At 61.8% G+C, this 14,529-nt stretch carries 13 protein-coding genes and 1 pseudogene; 3 read left to right on the forward strand and 11 right to left on the reverse strand.

What is annotated here, in order from left to right; all coding sequences use genetic code 11:
* Window positions 1–176 precede the first annotated feature (176 nt).
* Both AB4Y44_RS13645 and speB read right to left on the reverse strand, forming a co-directional pair.
* Window positions 177–1,277: a polyamine ABC transporter substrate-binding protein gene (locus AB4Y44_RS13645; protein WP_368699877.1), complete on the reverse strand. Its 1,101-nt coding sequence runs from the start codon at window positions 1,275–1,277 to the stop codon at window positions 177–179.
* A 46-nt stretch (window positions 1,278–1,323) separates the two neighbouring features.
* Complete coding sequence (gene speB, locus AB4Y44_RS13650; protein WP_368699878.1) at window positions 1,324–2,442, reverse strand: agmatinase; 1,119 nt, start codon at window positions 2,440–2,442, stop codon at window positions 1,324–1,326.
* A gap of 6 nt (window positions 2,443–2,448) precedes the next feature.
* Between speB and AB4Y44_RS13655 the strand changes: the two genes are divergently transcribed.
* Window positions 2,449–3,360: a LysR substrate-binding domain-containing protein gene (locus AB4Y44_RS13655; RefSeq protein ID WP_368699879.1), complete on the forward strand. Its 912-nt coding sequence runs from the start codon at window positions 2,449–2,451 to the stop codon at window positions 3,358–3,360.
* 41 nt (window positions 3,361–3,401) lie between these two features.
* Window positions 3,402–4,055, forward strand: coding sequence for a hypothetical protein (locus AB4Y44_RS13660; protein ID WP_368699880.1), 654 nt, complete (start codon window positions 3,402–3,404; stop codon window positions 4,053–4,055).
* Between the two features lie 17 nt (window positions 4,056–4,072).
* Here the strand turns inward: AB4Y44_RS13660 and AB4Y44_RS13665 are convergent, their stop codons facing one another.
* From AB4Y44_RS13665 to AB4Y44_RS13705, 9 genes and pseudogenes are all read right to left on the reverse strand, one after another.
* Window positions 4,073–4,468, reverse strand: coding sequence for a mechanosensitive ion channel domain-containing protein (locus tag AB4Y44_RS13665; protein ID WP_342923737.1), 396 nt, complete (start codon window positions 4,466–4,468; stop codon window positions 4,073–4,075).
* 94 nt (window positions 4,469–4,562) lie between these two features.
* On the reverse strand, window positions 4,563–6,023 hold the full coding sequence (xylB, locus tag AB4Y44_RS13670) for a xylulokinase (RefSeq protein WP_368699881.1): 1,461 nt from the start codon (window positions 6,021–6,023) through the stop codon (window positions 4,563–4,565).
* A 47-nt stretch (window positions 6,024–6,070) separates the two neighbouring features.
* Entirely contained in the window at window positions 6,071–6,964 is an 894-nt protein-coding gene (locus AB4Y44_RS13675) for an AraC family transcriptional regulator (protein ID WP_342923739.1), read from the reverse strand.
* 54 nt (window positions 6,965–7,018) lie between these two features.
* Complete coding sequence (locus AB4Y44_RS13680; protein ID WP_368699882.1) at window positions 7,019–8,191, reverse strand: ABC transporter ATP-binding protein; 1,173 nt, start codon at window positions 8,189–8,191, stop codon at window positions 7,019–7,021.
* A 3-nt stretch (window positions 8,192–8,194) separates the two neighbouring features.
* Window positions 8,195–9,229: an NAD(P)-dependent alcohol dehydrogenase gene (locus tag AB4Y44_RS13685; RefSeq protein ID WP_342923741.1), complete on the reverse strand. Its 1,035-nt coding sequence runs from the start codon at window positions 9,227–9,229 to the stop codon at window positions 8,195–8,197.
* Window positions 9,230–9,239: 10 nt separating this feature from the next.
* Window positions 9,240–10,052, reverse strand: a complete 813-nt coding sequence (locus tag AB4Y44_RS13690) for a carbohydrate ABC transporter permease (RefSeq protein WP_342923742.1) — start codon at window positions 10,050–10,052, stop codon at window positions 9,240–9,242.
* Window positions 10,040–10,918, reverse strand: coding sequence for a carbohydrate ABC transporter permease (locus AB4Y44_RS13695; protein WP_368699883.1), 879 nt, complete (start codon window positions 10,916–10,918; stop codon window positions 10,040–10,042). Before AB4Y44_RS13695 ends, AB4Y44_RS13690 begins: the two co-directional genes overlap by 13 nt.
* A 94-nt stretch (window positions 10,919–11,012) precedes the next feature.
* Window positions 11,013–12,284: a sugar ABC transporter substrate-binding protein gene (locus AB4Y44_RS13700; RefSeq protein WP_342923744.1), complete on the reverse strand. Its 1,272-nt coding sequence runs from the start codon at window positions 12,282–12,284 to the stop codon at window positions 11,013–11,015.
* 420 nt (window positions 12,285–12,704) lie between these two features.
* Window positions 12,705–13,085, reverse strand: a pseudogene (locus AB4Y44_RS13705) (PLP-dependent aminotransferase family protein); the annotation flags it as partial.
* 474 nt (window positions 13,086–13,559) lie between these two features.
* On the opposite strand from AB4Y44_RS13705, the gene AB4Y44_RS13710 reads away from it, so the two are divergent.
* Window positions 13,560–14,528: an ABC transporter substrate-binding protein gene (locus AB4Y44_RS13710; protein WP_342923745.1), complete on the forward strand. Its 969-nt coding sequence runs from the start codon at window positions 13,560–13,562 to the stop codon at window positions 14,526–14,528.
* The last annotated feature ends 1 nt before the right edge of the window (window position 14,529 follow it).

The raw sequence follows: 14,529 nt of genomic DNA on the forward strand, positions 1-14,529 counted from the left end.
GATCACCAGCCACCCACCAGACCCGGTGACAACACCCCCCGGATCATGACTGCGACTGGGGGCGAGAATCATGCCGGGCCTGGCTGGCCAAAGCCTCGATTATCGAGGCGGGAAGATAGTAACGGGGCTGATGCGCTGTTATGGCGGCGTGCTGCCGCCGTGTGGCAGACGCGACCTTAGCGGCCGTCCTTCAACTGCGACCAAAGACGCGTTTCCAGACGCTTGATTGCAGCGGGCAGCGGCTGTTGCATGAACAGCGTTGCAAGGACCTCGGGCTTCGGGTAAACCATCGGGTCGTCGAGCAACTCGGATTTGACGAACTTCGAAGCAGCGCTGTCGGCGTTGGGGTAGAAAATCGTGTTGGTAATCGCTGCGTGAACTTCAGGCCGCTCGATGTAGTTGATCCACTTGAGCGCGGCCTCCGGATGAGGCGCGTCTTTCGGGATCGCCATCATCTGGAACGAGACCGGCGCACCGCTCTTCGGTATGAAGTACGCCAGCTGGATGTCTTTGTGTGCCTCGCGCACGCGGCTCGCAGCCATCTTGACGTCGCCCGACCAACTCACCCCGAAACAGATGTCCCCGCCGGCGAGGTCGTTGATCCATGAATAGAGGGCGAATTGCGTCACATAGGGGCGGATGCTCTTCAGCAATTCATAGGCCGCCTGATAGTCAGCCGGATTGTGACTGTTCGGATCCTTGCCGAGATAGTGCAGGGCGATGGAAAACATGTCGGTCGGCGAGTCGAGCAGCGAGACGCCGCAGCTCTTTATCTTGCTCAGGTATTCCGGCTTGAACAGGATGTCCCAGTTGTCGAGCGCTACGGTGGGCCCGAGTACCTTGCGAACCTGGTTGACGTTGTACGCGAGACCGGTCGTGCCCCATGCCCACGGCACGCCATATTGATGCCCCGGGTCAGCCGCGTCGGTCAGTTTCAGCAGTTGTGGATCCAGGTTGGCAAGGTTCGGCAGCCTGGATTTGTCCAGCTTCAAGTAGATCCCCGCGGCCGCTTGCGCGCCGAGGTAGCTCGAAGAGGGCACGACGATGTCGTAGCCAGACGAACCGGTAAGCAGCTTCGCCTGCAACGTATCGTCGCTATCGAACACGTCGTAGCGGACGTGGATGCCGGTCTCTTTTTCGAAGTTTGGTACGGTATCCTTAGCGATAAAATCGTCCCAGTTATAAACGTTGAGTGTGTTCTCATCTGCGAGCGCTGCCGTCGCGAATGCACAGTAGGTGAGCAAAGCGAGCGCTATCCGTAATTTCGTTGCTGTCATTGATGTCTCCGATAGGGTCGATCGTTGTTATAGTGCATTGGCGCGTTCAGGGGCGGTGTTGCTTGCGCATGAGAAACAGAATGTCGGCAGCGAGATGCGCGGCCGCGAGCGCGGTGATATCGCTCTGATCGTAGGACGGCGCCACTTCCACGACGTCGGCGCCGACAAGGTGGATCCCGTCCAGCTCGCGCACGATCTCCAGTGCCTGCGCCGAGGAGAGTCCGCCCGCGACGGGCGTGCCGGTGCCCGGGGCGAAGGCAGGATCGAGACAGTCGATATCGAAGGTCAGATACACCGGGGCATCGCCTGCTGCTTCGAAAATCTGGTCGACCACAGCTGCAGTGCCGTAACGATGCACCCAGGGGGCATCGAGTACGCGCACACCCATGAAGTCGCTGTTCCAGGTCCGGATGCCGACTTGAACCGACCGCGCCGGATCGATCAGGCCTTCGCGGATCGCCTTGTAGAACATCGTGCCGTGATTGAGCGAATCCGCGTGTTCATCGGGCCATGTGTCGCAATGCGCGTCGAAATGAATCAGTCCGAGGGGGCGGCCGTAACGTTCGACATGTGCGATCAGCAGGGGGTACGTGATGTAGTGGTCGCCGCCCAGCGTCAGCATCTTGGCCCCTGAGGCGAGGATAGTGCGGGCGTGGGCCGCAATGGCTTCGCGGATCGTCCACGTCCGGTGCGCATCGAACCAGCAGTCGCCGTAGTCGATCACGTTCAGTGCGTCGAGCGGCGCAAGGCCCCAAGGATAAATACCCAACTCCGCCAGTTGGACCGAGGCCGCACGCACGGCAGCGGGGCCGAGGCGCGCGCCGGGACGGTAGGTGGTTGCGAGGTCGAACGGCACACCGGAAATGGCAACGTCGACGCCGGTGAGATCACGGCTATAGGGGCGACGCAAGAATGACAGCGGTCCGGCGTAGGTCGGCGAAGCGGGGTCTTGCTGCTGCGCTGAACTATTGGCTGCTTGCGCGGAGTCGATGGCGAATGGGTCTTTTTGAAAGGCGGAGGTCATGATCTCGGTATGTAAGGTACCAGTAAATCGATTCATACGACTTGTCGTCTGTTTCAGGCCGAATGCCATAAGCGCTATGATTCGCCGGACACAATTGATATAAAAGCGAAGGATTTTTCTGGAACTATCGATTTCGTTCATACCTCAATGCGCAGACTCCCACCTCTCCAGGCATTGCTGGCCTTCGATTCGGCTGCCCGACTGGGTTCGTTCACACGTGCGGCTCAGGAGTTGTCGCTGACCCAGTCGGCGATTAGCCATCAAATCCTTCAACTCGAGGAATGGACTGGGCAATCACTCTTTTTGCGTGTGGGACGGGGCGTCGTGTTGACCGCGGCCGGCAAGCTGTTTGCGCAGACAGTGGCCGACGCGCTCGCGCTGCTGAGCGACGGCCGCGAGAGGATCGAGCCTTATGGCAACCCCGATTCGGTGCTGCTCTATTGCCCGCCGGAATTTGCCTCGGGCTGGCTGATTCCGCGCATGGGAAAACTGACGGCCGCGATGCCGAACGTCGAGATCTGGCTGGTGACCGATATGGAGGTAACCGAGATCGACCGGGTCGACATCGATCTCGTGGTGTCGGCCAAGCCGATCAAGTCGCCAGATGTCGAATGCCTGTTGCTGATGGAACAAGAAAAGGTGGCAATCTGCGGACCCGGGACTGCGAACCGGCTGTATCACGCGCCGTTTCCCGAGGTGCTGGCGCGTGCACCGCTGCTCGTGCACGAACAGTCACAGGAATGGGCACCCTGGTTGCCCGAACTGCGGCGCGGCGGTCTGCAAACCCGGCGCGTAATGACGAGTGCCGATCCGCATCTGCTCGTGGCGGCTGCGGAACGGGAGGCCGGGATTGCCATGGTCTCGCAGCTGTTCGCGAGCGAAGCGCTGGCGCAGCAGCGCGTTTGCCGATTGCCACAGGTGCCGGCGCTCGCAATGCCGCCTCTGTGGCTCATGAAATCGAAGTTGCCCGCGCGCTCAACGGCGGTCGAGCCCGCCTTCCGATGGATTGCATCGGCTTGCGGCGCCTGCGTCGATGATGGTGCCACGCCGATGCAGTGATTTTCCACCGCGTCGAGCATCGCGGCGCGCGAAATCAAGAGATGGATAGCCCGGAGCACGCGGTGCGGGGCGCAGATATCGTCGCGACCTGCACGAACAGCCTGACGCCGGTGTTGCGCGCCGAGTGGCTTGCGCCCGGCATGCACCTGGTCGCGTTGACCCCGCGTGAATTCGACGCCGAAGTTGCGCGCCGCTTCGACGTGACCGTGGCGCAAGGGCAGGAGCGTCTGCCGCTCGAAGAGGGCGAACGCTTCAGTCAGCGCATTTCCGGAAGCCCGAACGCGTTCGTGGCGGGCAGCGAGGCCGAGCGCCGCCGCTTGCCCGTCTCGCGCGGCGAGCGCGTGGATACGAGTCGCTGGCCAATCTATACCGACGTGATCACGGGCCGCGCGCCGGGACGCACGAGCGCGGAGCAGATCACGTTCTACTACACGGTGGGCAACTGGGGCGTGCAATTCGCCGCCGTTGGCGGTCACGTTTACCGCGAGGCAGTCAGGCGGGGGCAGGCGTCGCGCTGTCGCGTGAATGGTTTCTACAGACGATTCGCAATTAGGGTCGTTCGCGATGAAGGTCGCCGCCCTGGTATCCGTGTCGCCGGGGCCGACGGGTGGTATTCGTTCGACGCCCGGAATCTCGAAGTCCGGTTGGTCGCAGCCCGTCTGGTTGAGGTGACACGATACCTTGCTGGAGAATAGCGACGGCCAGCGCGATATCAGGCCTCCCCGGCACTACAACGCTCTTCGGTCCTGCCAGCAACGCAGGCCGAATAGCGGCACGAGTGCGTAAGCATGGTCGAGTAGAGACGATACAGGCCGAGATTCGTGCGGCGTTGTGATTCCCCCTGGACATACGACGCAAGTGGCCGGTCGATATCGTTGCTCAACCGGGCGAGCAGGGGCTCGTCGGGAAGGCGAACCGTATCGGCATCGAAATGGATTGCATGCCTGACGCGCCTACCGCCCGATTCAGTCATGCCACGCCAGTTCCTCATGCTATTGGTTAGCAATACGTAGCTTGGCAGCATGATGATCGAATTGTCGAAGTTCCGCACCTTGATCGTATTCAGCGCGATGTCGATCACGGTGCCGTCGGCGACGAAGCCGGGCACTTCGATCCATCGCGGGCGCATGCTCGGGGCGAGCTGGAAACACGATTGCCGGTGTTGATGCGACAGGGTATCTGCGCGTTGGCACTGGAGCCGTTCAGACGCGAAACCCGGATTTCAACGCCTGATAGAGCCGCCTGTACCGTTCGAAGCGGTCTCCCAGCACGCTCCGAAGTGCTGCCTCAGGCTCGTATCGTTCAAGGACAGCGGGCGCTTTGACCACTGCAGCGAGTTCTTCCCGTGTGCACGAGAGACGAGCGAGGTGACTTGCTCCAAGCGCCGCTCCGAGTTCGCTCCCTTCGTTTCGATTGAGTTCGAAGCCGAGCGCGCAAGCGCAGAGTTTGCCCCAGAACGCGCTGCGCGACCCGCCGCCAACGAATGCGGCTGCGGTGAGCGTCGTTCCCGCTCCCCGCAGCGCCGCATATCCATCTGCCATCGCGAACGCGACGCCTTCCATCACGCTGTATGCGAGATGCGGGGCGCCATGCGCCGAAGTCATCCCGTAGAAGCCCCCTTTTGCCGCGGCATCGTTGTGCGGCGTCCGCTCTCCGTTCAAATAGGGAAGGAAAATCGGCGCGGCGGCGCTTTGTCCCGAGGGGGCCAGCTCGATCAGTTCGGCGACGCTGCTCTTCAGCAGGCCGGACAGCCAGTGCAGGCTCGCCGCTGCGCTGAGGATGACACTCATCTGATGCCACTGTCGCGGCACGCAATGACAGAACGCATGGACCGCCTGGGCGGGGTTCGGTGCATAGCTCGCGGTCGCGGCGAAGAGCACGCCCGACGTTCTCAGCGACAGGAACGCATCGCCCGGCCGGGCAACGCCGATGCCAACTGCGCTCGCGGCGTTGTCACCGGCGCCGCCGCAAACCGTCACGCTGCCATCGAGACCCCACTCGCGCTGAAGGTCTCCCCGCAACTGGGCCGCAGGCTCGCTGCCCTCAACCAGCCGGGGCATGTGCTCCCTCGACAAGCCGGTCGCGTCGAGCATGCGGTCGGACCAGTCGCGTTTTGCGACATCGAGCCATAGCGTCCCCGAGGCGTCGGACATGTCGGATGTAAACTCGCCAGTCAGACGCCATGCGATGTAATCCTTCGGAAGCAGCACTTTTTGCACTGCACGAAAAACGGCTGGCTCGTACTTCGAAAGCCAGAGCAGCTTGGGCGCCGTGAAGCCCGGCATGGCCTGATTCCCGGTGATATCGCGCGAATCGGGCACGAGCGCCTCGAGTTCGACGCACTCCGCGTAGGCGCGCGTGTCATTCCACAGAATCGCCGGACGCAGGACGTTGCCACTGCGATCGAGTAGCGTCGCGCCGTGCATCTGGCCGGAGAGGCCAATTCCGCGCAGCGCACTGAACGCGCGAGGCTGCTCACTGCGTAGGGCCGCTACGGCGTCGAGCGTAGCGTTCCACCAGTCCTGGGGACTTTGCTCCGACCACAGGGGGTGAGGATTCTCGACGCGCAGTCGGGCCCGGCTGCTGGCGATGACGTTCGATTCGGCATCGGTAAGCACAACCTTTACCTCGGACGTGCCGAGGTCGATTCCCAGATAACTCAAAGTGTATTCCCGACGGTGAGCAGGCGGCCGCGCCGCCTGGCATGGTCTCAGGCCGCTGCCTTGTGAGCGTGTGAGGGGGCGTCGTTGAGCCGGTGCAACGCGCGAAACTTCGAAGGCGGAATCCCTTTTTGCGCGAGAAACTGCCGGTTGAAGTTCGATACGTTATTGAACCCGACGCGGTAACAGATATCGGTCACGCCCAGATCCGAGCACATGAGCAGTTCGCAGGCTTCGTTAAGGCGCAGCCGGTTCTGATACTGCACAAACGTGCAACCGGTATGCCGCTTGAAGAAGCGCGTAAAGGTGCTGACGCTCATGCTCGACATTTCCGCAACGTCGATTTCACGCAGATTGCCGGCGAGATTCTGCTGGATATAGGACAGCACCTGGTTGATGGTCGACGACATGTAGCGCTGCGCACTGACGTTGTATGCCGGCCCGGCGAGCAGCTTCCTGCTGGTGCAGGCGATCAACTGGTCGAGGATCGACATCAGCAGCATGACGCGGCGCGCACCGTGCGCACCTGAAACCTCCTGCATCACAGGCGCAATGGCGAGGCCGAGTGCGTCCGGAAACTGGATGCCTCGCGACGCCTGATCGATCAGCGCCATCGCAGGGCTGAGTTCGGCGAACGCCGCGACCATCTTTTCGACGGCATCACGCGAGAACTGCAGCACGAGATCGCGAGACGGCACGCTCGCGCCGCCGTCGCTGTCCGTCACCCAGTTGTGAGGCAGATTCGGGCCCGTCAGCACGATGTTGCCAGGATGGAAGTCCCCGATGTAATCGCCCACGAAGAACTTACCCGATGAGGCACGGATGACGTGCACTTCGTACTCCGGGTGGAAGTGCCATTTCGCAACCGTATGCGGATAGTCGTGCACCCAGGCCCGAAAGGACTCGTCCTGACGGGTATGGACCAATTCGAGATCCGGATTCATTGCTCTCGTCTCCACGGGAATCCTGGCTTCGCTGCCAGCGCGCGTGCTTGCACGCTAATGTACTCCCACGCCGCGCGCCGCGTGCAGGCGCGTGGCGGGTACGGGAGCCGCCGCCGCCTCGTCTGCCAGCCCAAGCGACACATTATCCCCCGTCGCGACGTCGAAAACATGCAGATCGCGTTCGCGCAAGGCGAGCCTGACGTGATCTCCCGTGTGAGGCACGGTGCTCGCCGGAACAAGCGCGGTGATACGCTCGCCTGAGCAGTCAACGGTAATGAGCGCTTCTGCGCCCAACACTTCGACCAGCTCCACAATGCCGCTGAGCACGAGAGCATCGTGCGCTTTCACATCATCGGGAATCCATACGAAATTTGGACGGACCGCCAGCTTGATTGCCTGTCCGTCCTGCAAGTGCTGAAAGCGGTTCCCGCGTAATTGCCATTGACCGGCGGTTGACGACACGATAAGTCGTTCGCCAGTGCGTTGCACGGAGGCATCGAGAAAGTTCATCGCAGGCGTGCCGATAAAGCCCGCACCAAAAATCGTGCGCGGATACCGGTATAGCTCGGTGGGCGTGCCTTCCTGCTCGATGCGTCCGCCGCGCATCAAAATGACGCGATCGGCTAGCGTCATCGCCTCGAGCTGGTCGTGCGTCACGTAGACCGTGGTCGTTTTCAGACGCTGATGCAAGCGTTTGATGTCGGTGCGCAGCTGGGCGCGCAACTTGGCGTCGAGGTTCGACAACGGCTCGTCGAACAGGAAGACCGCGGGCGTCTTGATCATTGCCCGGGCGATGGCGGCGCGCTGCTGCTGGCCGCCCGACATGGCGCGCGGCTTGCGCTCGAGCAGCGCATCGAGATTGAGCATGGCGGCCACCTCGCGCACGCGGCGGTCGATCTCGGCCTTCGGCGTTTTGAGGCGCCGCAGGCCGAACGCGATATTCTCGTACACGCTCATGTGCGGATAAAGCGCGTAGTTCTGGAACACCATCGCGACATTGCGCTCGCGTGCGGGTACGTCGTTCACGACGGTGCCGCCGATCGAGAGATTGCCTCCCGATATTGCCTCCAGCCCGGCGATCATGCGCAGCATCGTCGACTTGCCGCATCCCGACGGCCCCAGCAGCACGACGAACTCGCCTTCGTCGATGTGCAGGTCGAGTGGATGCAGTACCGGTTGCCCGCCGTCGTACTGCTTCATGAGCCCTTCGCAGACAATAGTCGCCATGATTCAATCCATCTCGATCTGGATCTTCACGTCCTCGGGCCGGCCGGCAGCGGCTTCCTCGAACGCCCTTATGCCGTCTGAAAACGCGAATTTGCGGGAGATGAACGGATTCACGTCGATCATTCCCGAACTGATGAGGGCCAGTGCCCGCGGAAAAATGTTCGCGTAGCGGAACACGGATTCGAGCCGGATTTCCTTTGCCTGCATCGCTACCACGTCGAGCGCGACGGGGCCCGGCGGCATGCCCACCAGCACCGCGCAGCCGCCCGGACACACGAGGTCCAGCAGCGTCTCGAAGACCTTCGCGTTGCCCGACGCTTCGAACACGACATCGGCGCCCCAGTCTTCGGTCACCTGGCGCACCACGTCTTCGAGCGATTCCTCTGCGGCATTCACGGTAGTCACTGCCGGATTGCCTGCGAAATGGCGCAATTTCTCTTTCACGACGTCGGCGAGGATCACGCGCGACGCGCCGCCCGCGAGCGCCGCGAGCGCCGTCATCGCGCCGATGGTGCCAGCGCCAATCACGACGGCCACGTCGCCGGGCTTCATGGCGGCCTTGGTGGCCGCTTGCAGGCCGATCGACAAGGGCTCGACGATGGCGCCTTGCGCGAACGAGACGTTGTCCGGAAGCCGGTAGGTGAACGCGGCCGGGTGCACCACGTAGGGGGTCAGGCAGCCATGCACGGGGGGAGTGGCCCAGAACCGCACGGCGGGGTCCAGGTTGTAGAGTCCGCGCATGGTGGCGCGTGAATCGAACTGCGGCACGCCGGGTTCCATGCAAACCCGATCGCCGACTTTCAGGTGGCCGACTTCGGCTCCCACCTCGACGATCGTGCCCGACGCCTCATGACCGAGCACCATCGGCTGCTCGACCTTGAACGGCCCAATGCGGCCGTGGGTGAAGTAGTGGACGTCACTTCCGCACACGCCAACCGTATGAATGCGAACCTTGACATCGCGCGGCCCGATCGCCAGCGGCAAATCGATGTCCCGCAGGCTCAGGCGTCGAGCTTCTTCCAGTACGAGTGCCTTCACAACATTCTCCTTATTTTCCTTTGACCATTGAGTTCAGGAGGCGAATCAGCACGCCCACGAAGATGATTGGCGGCAGGGCGAGCAGAACCGTCGACGCGTTGATCACGCCCCACGGCACTTCCTGACCGAGCGACGTAAACGCGGATGCGACGACCGGCAGGGTGGCGCTGCGCGAGGACGTCAGCGCAAGTCCCATCATCAGTTCGTTCCAGACCAGCACGAAGCTGAAAATGATGCCGCCCAACAGCGTGTTGCCACAGGTCGGCAACGCAATGCGCCAGAACACCGCGTAGGGTCCATAGCCGTCGAGCGTGGCGGCCTCCTCGATTTCGCGCGGCATGCGCTGGAACACGGGTATCGACAGCCATGTGATGGTGGACAAGGTCGTCAGCAGATAGGTGACGATCATCGAAAAGCGCGTGTCGTACAGACCCAGGTCCACCCAGATCGCGATGAGCGGAATCGCTACTGCGACCGGCGGCAGGAAACGCAGCGACAGCAGAAAAAACTGGATGTCGCGTTTTGCCGGAACGTGAAAACGTGCGATCACATAGGCTGCCGGCACGCCAAGCACCGTGCCCAGGATGACTGCGGTGCCCACGATGACCGAACTGTTCTCCAGCGCGATCAGCACCTCCGGGCTCGAGATCACCTGCCGGTAATTGTCCAGCGTCGGCGTGAACATGAAACGCGGTGTGGGTGTGACGATATCGAGCAGGTTCTTCAGTGAATTGAGCACCGCCCAAAGGATCGGGAACACCGCCACCACGGCGAGCGCAACGCCGAGCAGCAGGATCGTACTGCGGGAGATCAGTCTTCCCATTTGTTCACCCGCTTCCAGATAAGCGTGAAGATCAAGGTCGTGGCGACCATCATCAGGACCGCCATGCTCGACGCGTACGACACCTTTCCTGCGAGGCCGATTCCCTGGGAGTACGCGTACATGTCCAGCGTTTCCGTGGAGACGCCCGGGCCGCCTTTGGTCATTACGTAAATCAGGTCGAACGAGCGCAGCGATTCCACCATCTTGATGAACACAAGACTCATGATCGGCGCCTTGAGCATTGGCAGCGCGATGTATGCATAAACCTGCCAGGTACTGGCATAGTCGAGCCGCGCGGCTTCGAGCGGCTCGGGCGGCAGCGTCTCGAGCAGCTTTAGCACCACCACCGAGAAGAACAGGCCCCATTGCCAGATATCGACCAGCGCGATCGCATAGAGCGCAAGCGCCGGGTCCGAGAGAAAGGCCGTGTTCGTGATGCCAACGAGGCCGATCAGCCAGCTGAGAATGCCGTTGAGGGGCGAGTACATGAACTTCCAGATAAACGCCGCGGAAACTCGTGGCAACAGCACGGGGATGATCAACAGCACACTGATGACGTCGCGCAGCCGGCCGTGCACATGCTCGAACAGATAAATGGCGACGACGATTCCGAGCGCGACCGCGCCGAGCACCGTCACGACCTCCCAGATGGCCGAGACCTCGATGGAGTTGATGAAACGCCGGTCGGCAGCAAGGCGCACGAAATTGCGCATCCATACGAACTCGCTGTCCGGGTAGCGCAGCACGCGATTGCGGAGTGCGAGGTTGATGGCCGCGATGGTCGGCACGAATCCCAGCACCACCATCGCAACGAGAGGCGGCACCAGAAACACGAACGGAAGGCTAGTCTTTCCGCGATTGAACATTCAGCTCTCCAGCTTCGAACACTCGGGAGCGCATCCCGCCGCTCCCGTGCACAGGGGGGACTCGCGCGCCTCGCGCGCGTCCCCGCGCTGCCGCTCACTTGCGCGCATGCTCCATGGCATCTTGCGCGTACTGGGTCGAATCGTTGAGCGCGCCCTGAATGTCCTTCTGGGTGCCCGTGAAGATTTCCTCGAGCGCCACGCCAAGGTTGTCACCGATATCCGGCCATTGGGGGCTCGGCCAGAACGTGACCTTCGACACCGGCGTCGTATCCTTCAACCCCGCGAGAATCTGCGGTTTGACGTGCTTCTGGAAATAGTCGCTTTCGATCGTGCTCGTGCGGTTGTAGTCGCTGAACACGTTGTCGCGCAGGCGTGCCTGCTCCTGTTCCTTGCTCGTTGCCCACGCAATGAACTTGCCGGCTGCCTGGCGGGTGCATTCGTCCTTCGCGCCCACGGCGGAAATGGCCAGACCATGCCCGTATGCAGCGGAGGGCAGCGGTGCGGGCGGCCTCACGTAGCCGACCTTGTCGGCGACACTCGACTTGGTGGGGTCTTCCATCCAGTCGGCGAACGGCGTCGACTCGATCATGAACGCCACCTTGCCGGAGCGGAATGCCTCGAGCGCGTTGCTCCAGTCATAGGTAGTGGAGCCCGGCGGCGCATACTTGAAGAGGTCCGTGTAGAGCTGCGTGGCCTTGACGGCAGACGGCGAATTGAATGCGGGCTGCTGCTGCTTGTCGGTCCATGCGCCGCCTTCGGCGAGCATGAACGGCGCCCAGCGCCAGACGTTCATGCCGGAGCCGCGCTGGCCTCGGGCAACCCAGCCGTACAGGTTCGGCGGCGCGTTGAGCTTCTTGATGTCGGCAACCAGCTCGTCGAGCGTGCGCGGCACCGGCATATGCGCTTTTTCGAGAATATCCCGGCGATAAAACAGGAAGTCGGAACCACCGATCAGCGGCGCGAAATACGCGACGCCCTGATAGCTCGCGACGGCGCGGCGTCCGGGCAGGAAGTCGTTGTAGTCGGCTTCCCTGGGGTAGTACTTCAGAAGGGGCACGATCCAGCCCGCCGTCGCGAACTCGGAGACATTCGCCTCATCCACGTAGTAGACCTGGTATGAACCGGCGCCGGTCGACGCGTCGAGCCGCGACTTTGCGCGGCGGTCGTTCTCTCCGAAGTAGCTGATCTCGATCTTCGTTCCGGTCTTTTTCTCGTAGTCCGGCAAGGACTTTTCCATCACGGTGAGGCCGAGACTTTTCTGCGCGAGCACCTTGATGACAGGAACATTGCACGACTGCGCGACCGACACGACAGGCAGGGTCGCGCCCAGCAACGCACACAGTGCGGAATAGTGGAACCTTTTCACTGCCGTCTCCTGAAAGGTTTTAGTTCGAGTGGTTGTTATCGGCCGGGGGAGTTTGCGTGCCGGTAGATAGCGAGCGTAAGTTAGCACCGGCCTGGCGAGCCAGCCACGCCAAAACGGGGCAGCGGTTCTGTACTTTTTGCTCAGTCTTTGTGTGCAGCGCAAAATTTTGTGTCGAACCAGGTTTGGAAACCATGGCTGTACGCGTTCTGCGAGATCGCGACATCAGTTCGATGGGTAGTTCAGGAATGGTCGTGCGCACAACTTTCCGCTTTGTCACGTGGCAGATCATTCAAGCTTCAATGATAAGTAGCCCTATGTTATCTTCATGTTCGCGGGGATCGAATCTGTCGATGTCCTGGTTCTCGAGGGGAAGCGCAAAAACGCGGCCGATGCTCCGATGCGGCGAGACCGGCGTCTGCCTCACCCCTCGAGACACCCGCGCAACGTTCGCGCAAGCCGGGCGGCCTCGCCCGCATCGGCGACGTTCGCGAACCCCATCACAAGACCGCGCGGCGTATGCTGCGTACGGCCGTTCACGTACCAGATCGAAAGCGGCAGCACGGCGAGCCCCGCTTCGCGGGCGCGCGCGGCAACGGCGACGTCGTCGACCGGACCCTCAGGGCCTTCGGCAAACCGCACCGCGAACTGGATTCCCCCCGGCGGCAATTCGACAGTCAGCCGATCGCCGAAGGCCTGCTCCAGTGCGTGCACGATCAGCACGCGCCGCTGCGCGTACAACGCACGCATGCGCTTCAGATGCCGCGCAAAATGCCTCCGCTCGATGAAATCCGCCAACGCGGCGATTGTTCCTCGACGCGGCCGGCTTGTCCCGCTTGGCGACGCACGGATCGGCCGCATCAGTCTCGACCAGTGGCTGGCGCAGGCAAAGAAGGGCTGAGTGCGCCTCGCTTGACTGGAGCCGTCGGCCTGGCAGGCGTCTGGGCCGGGCAAGCCTTTCGCGGGTACCGGGAGCGCAGATAGGTATTTACACCAATGCCAAAACGTGTATCGGGGAAGGCGAATTTTTCATTAGAAGGTTATCGGGCTTCTCCATAGACTGTGCCGAACCCACTGATCGAGCGCTGTCCCGAGGTCAGGGGTCGGGTCGACGGCGTTCTTGCCTTACCCCATTGCCAGGAAATTCAAATCTAACGACACAAAGGGGGAGCGGAATACTTGCGTTTTGCCTAATGCATCCATTCGATCGGTGATTCGAACAGCGTCAGGCTGTGGCGAAAAATAGCAATTAGAAACTCGTACATCGGAGACAGAATAATGAAGCTGGTCAGAAAGATCGCACTACGTACGATGGTGGGAGCGGCGTTCGCGCTTGCTGCCGGGACAAGCGCATTCGCGCAGGGCAAGCCGGTTACGCTTGGGTTCTCCCAGGTGGGCGCCGAGAGTGCATGGCGCACGGCGAACACCGTGTCGGTGAAAGCGGCAGCCAAGGATGCCGGCATCAACCTGAAGTTCTCGGACGCCCAGCAGAAGCAGGAAAACCAGATCAGGGCGATCCGCTCGTTCATCGCGCAGAAGGTCGACGTTATCGCGTTTTCGCCTGTCGTCGAGTCGGGCTGGGAGCCGGTGCTCGAAGAGGCGAAGCGGGCAAAGATCCCGGTCGTCCTCACCGATCGCGCGATCGACGTAAAGGATCCCTCGCTGTACGTGACGATGATCGGCTCCGACTTCATGGAAGAAGGGCGGCGCGCGGGTCACTGGCTCGAGGAGCGTTACAAGAACGAGCCGGGTCCCATCAACATCGCAGAACTGCAGGGGACGGTCGGTTCCGCGCCAGCCAACGACCGTCATGCGGGCCTGATGGAAGTGATCAAGAGCGATCCGAAGTTCAAGGTCATCGCGTCGCAAAGCGGTGACTTCACGCTCGCGGGCGGCAAGCAGGTGATGGAAGCCTTTGCGAAGACGTATGGCAAAAAGATCAACGTGGTCTATGCCCACAATGACGATATGGCGCTCGGCGCAATCCAGGCCATGGAAGAGGCCGGCATCAAACCGGGCAAGGATGTCACGGTGGTTTCCTTCGACGCGACGAAGGGCGGCTTCCAGGCCATGGTCGACGGGAAGATCAACGTGGACGTCGAATGCAGCCCGCTGCTCGGTCCTCAGCTGATGGCCGCGGTGAAGGACATCGTGGCCGGCAAGCCGGTTGCGCGGCGCATCGTGACCGACGAAGGCATCTTCCCGATGAATGTCGCAGCGCAAGTCATGCCGAGCCGCAAGTACTGAT

Origin of the sequence: Paraburkholderia sp. BR10937, assembly GCF_040965695.1 — a bacterium.
Taxonomy (GTDB): domain Bacteria; phylum Pseudomonadota; class Gammaproteobacteria; order Burkholderiales; family Burkholderiaceae; genus Paraburkholderia.

Excerpts from the sequence above, each read along its gene's own strand:
- AB4Y44_RS13675 (WP_342923739.1), bottom strand. The coding sequence starts at position 6,964 with ATGAATCCGGATCTCGAATTGGTCCATACCCGTCAGGACGAGTCCTTT.
- AB4Y44_RS13710 (WP_342923745.1), top strand. The coding sequence starts at position 13,560 with ATGAAGCTGGTCAGAAAGATCGCACTACGTACGATGGTGGGAGCGGCG.
- AB4Y44_RS13680 (WP_368699882.1), bottom strand. The coding sequence starts at position 8,191 with ATGGCGACTATTGTCTGCGAAGGGCTCATGAAGCAGTACGACGGCGGG.
- AB4Y44_RS13690 (WP_342923742.1), bottom strand. The coding sequence starts at position 10,052 with ATGGGAAGACTGATCTCCCGCAGTACGATCCTGCTGCTCGGCGTTGCG.
- AB4Y44_RS13655 (WP_368699879.1), top strand. The coding sequence starts at position 2,449 with ATGCGCAGACTCCCACCTCTCCAGGCATTGCTGGCCTTCGATTCGGCT.
- AB4Y44_RS13660 (WP_368699880.1), top strand. The coding sequence starts at position 3,402 with ATGGATAGCCCGGAGCACGCGGTGCGGGGCGCAGATATCGTCGCGACC.
- AB4Y44_RS13695 (WP_368699883.1), bottom strand. The coding sequence starts at position 10,918 with ATGTTCAATCGCGGAAAGACTAGCCTTCCGTTCGTGTTTCTGGTGCCG.
- AB4Y44_RS13645 (WP_368699877.1), bottom strand. The coding sequence starts at position 1,277 with ATGACAGCAACGAAATTACGGATAGCGCTCGCTTTGCTCACCTACTGT.
- speB (WP_368699878.1), bottom strand. The coding sequence starts at position 2,442 with ATGAACGAAATCGATAGTTCCAGAAAAATCCTTCGCTTTTATATCAAT.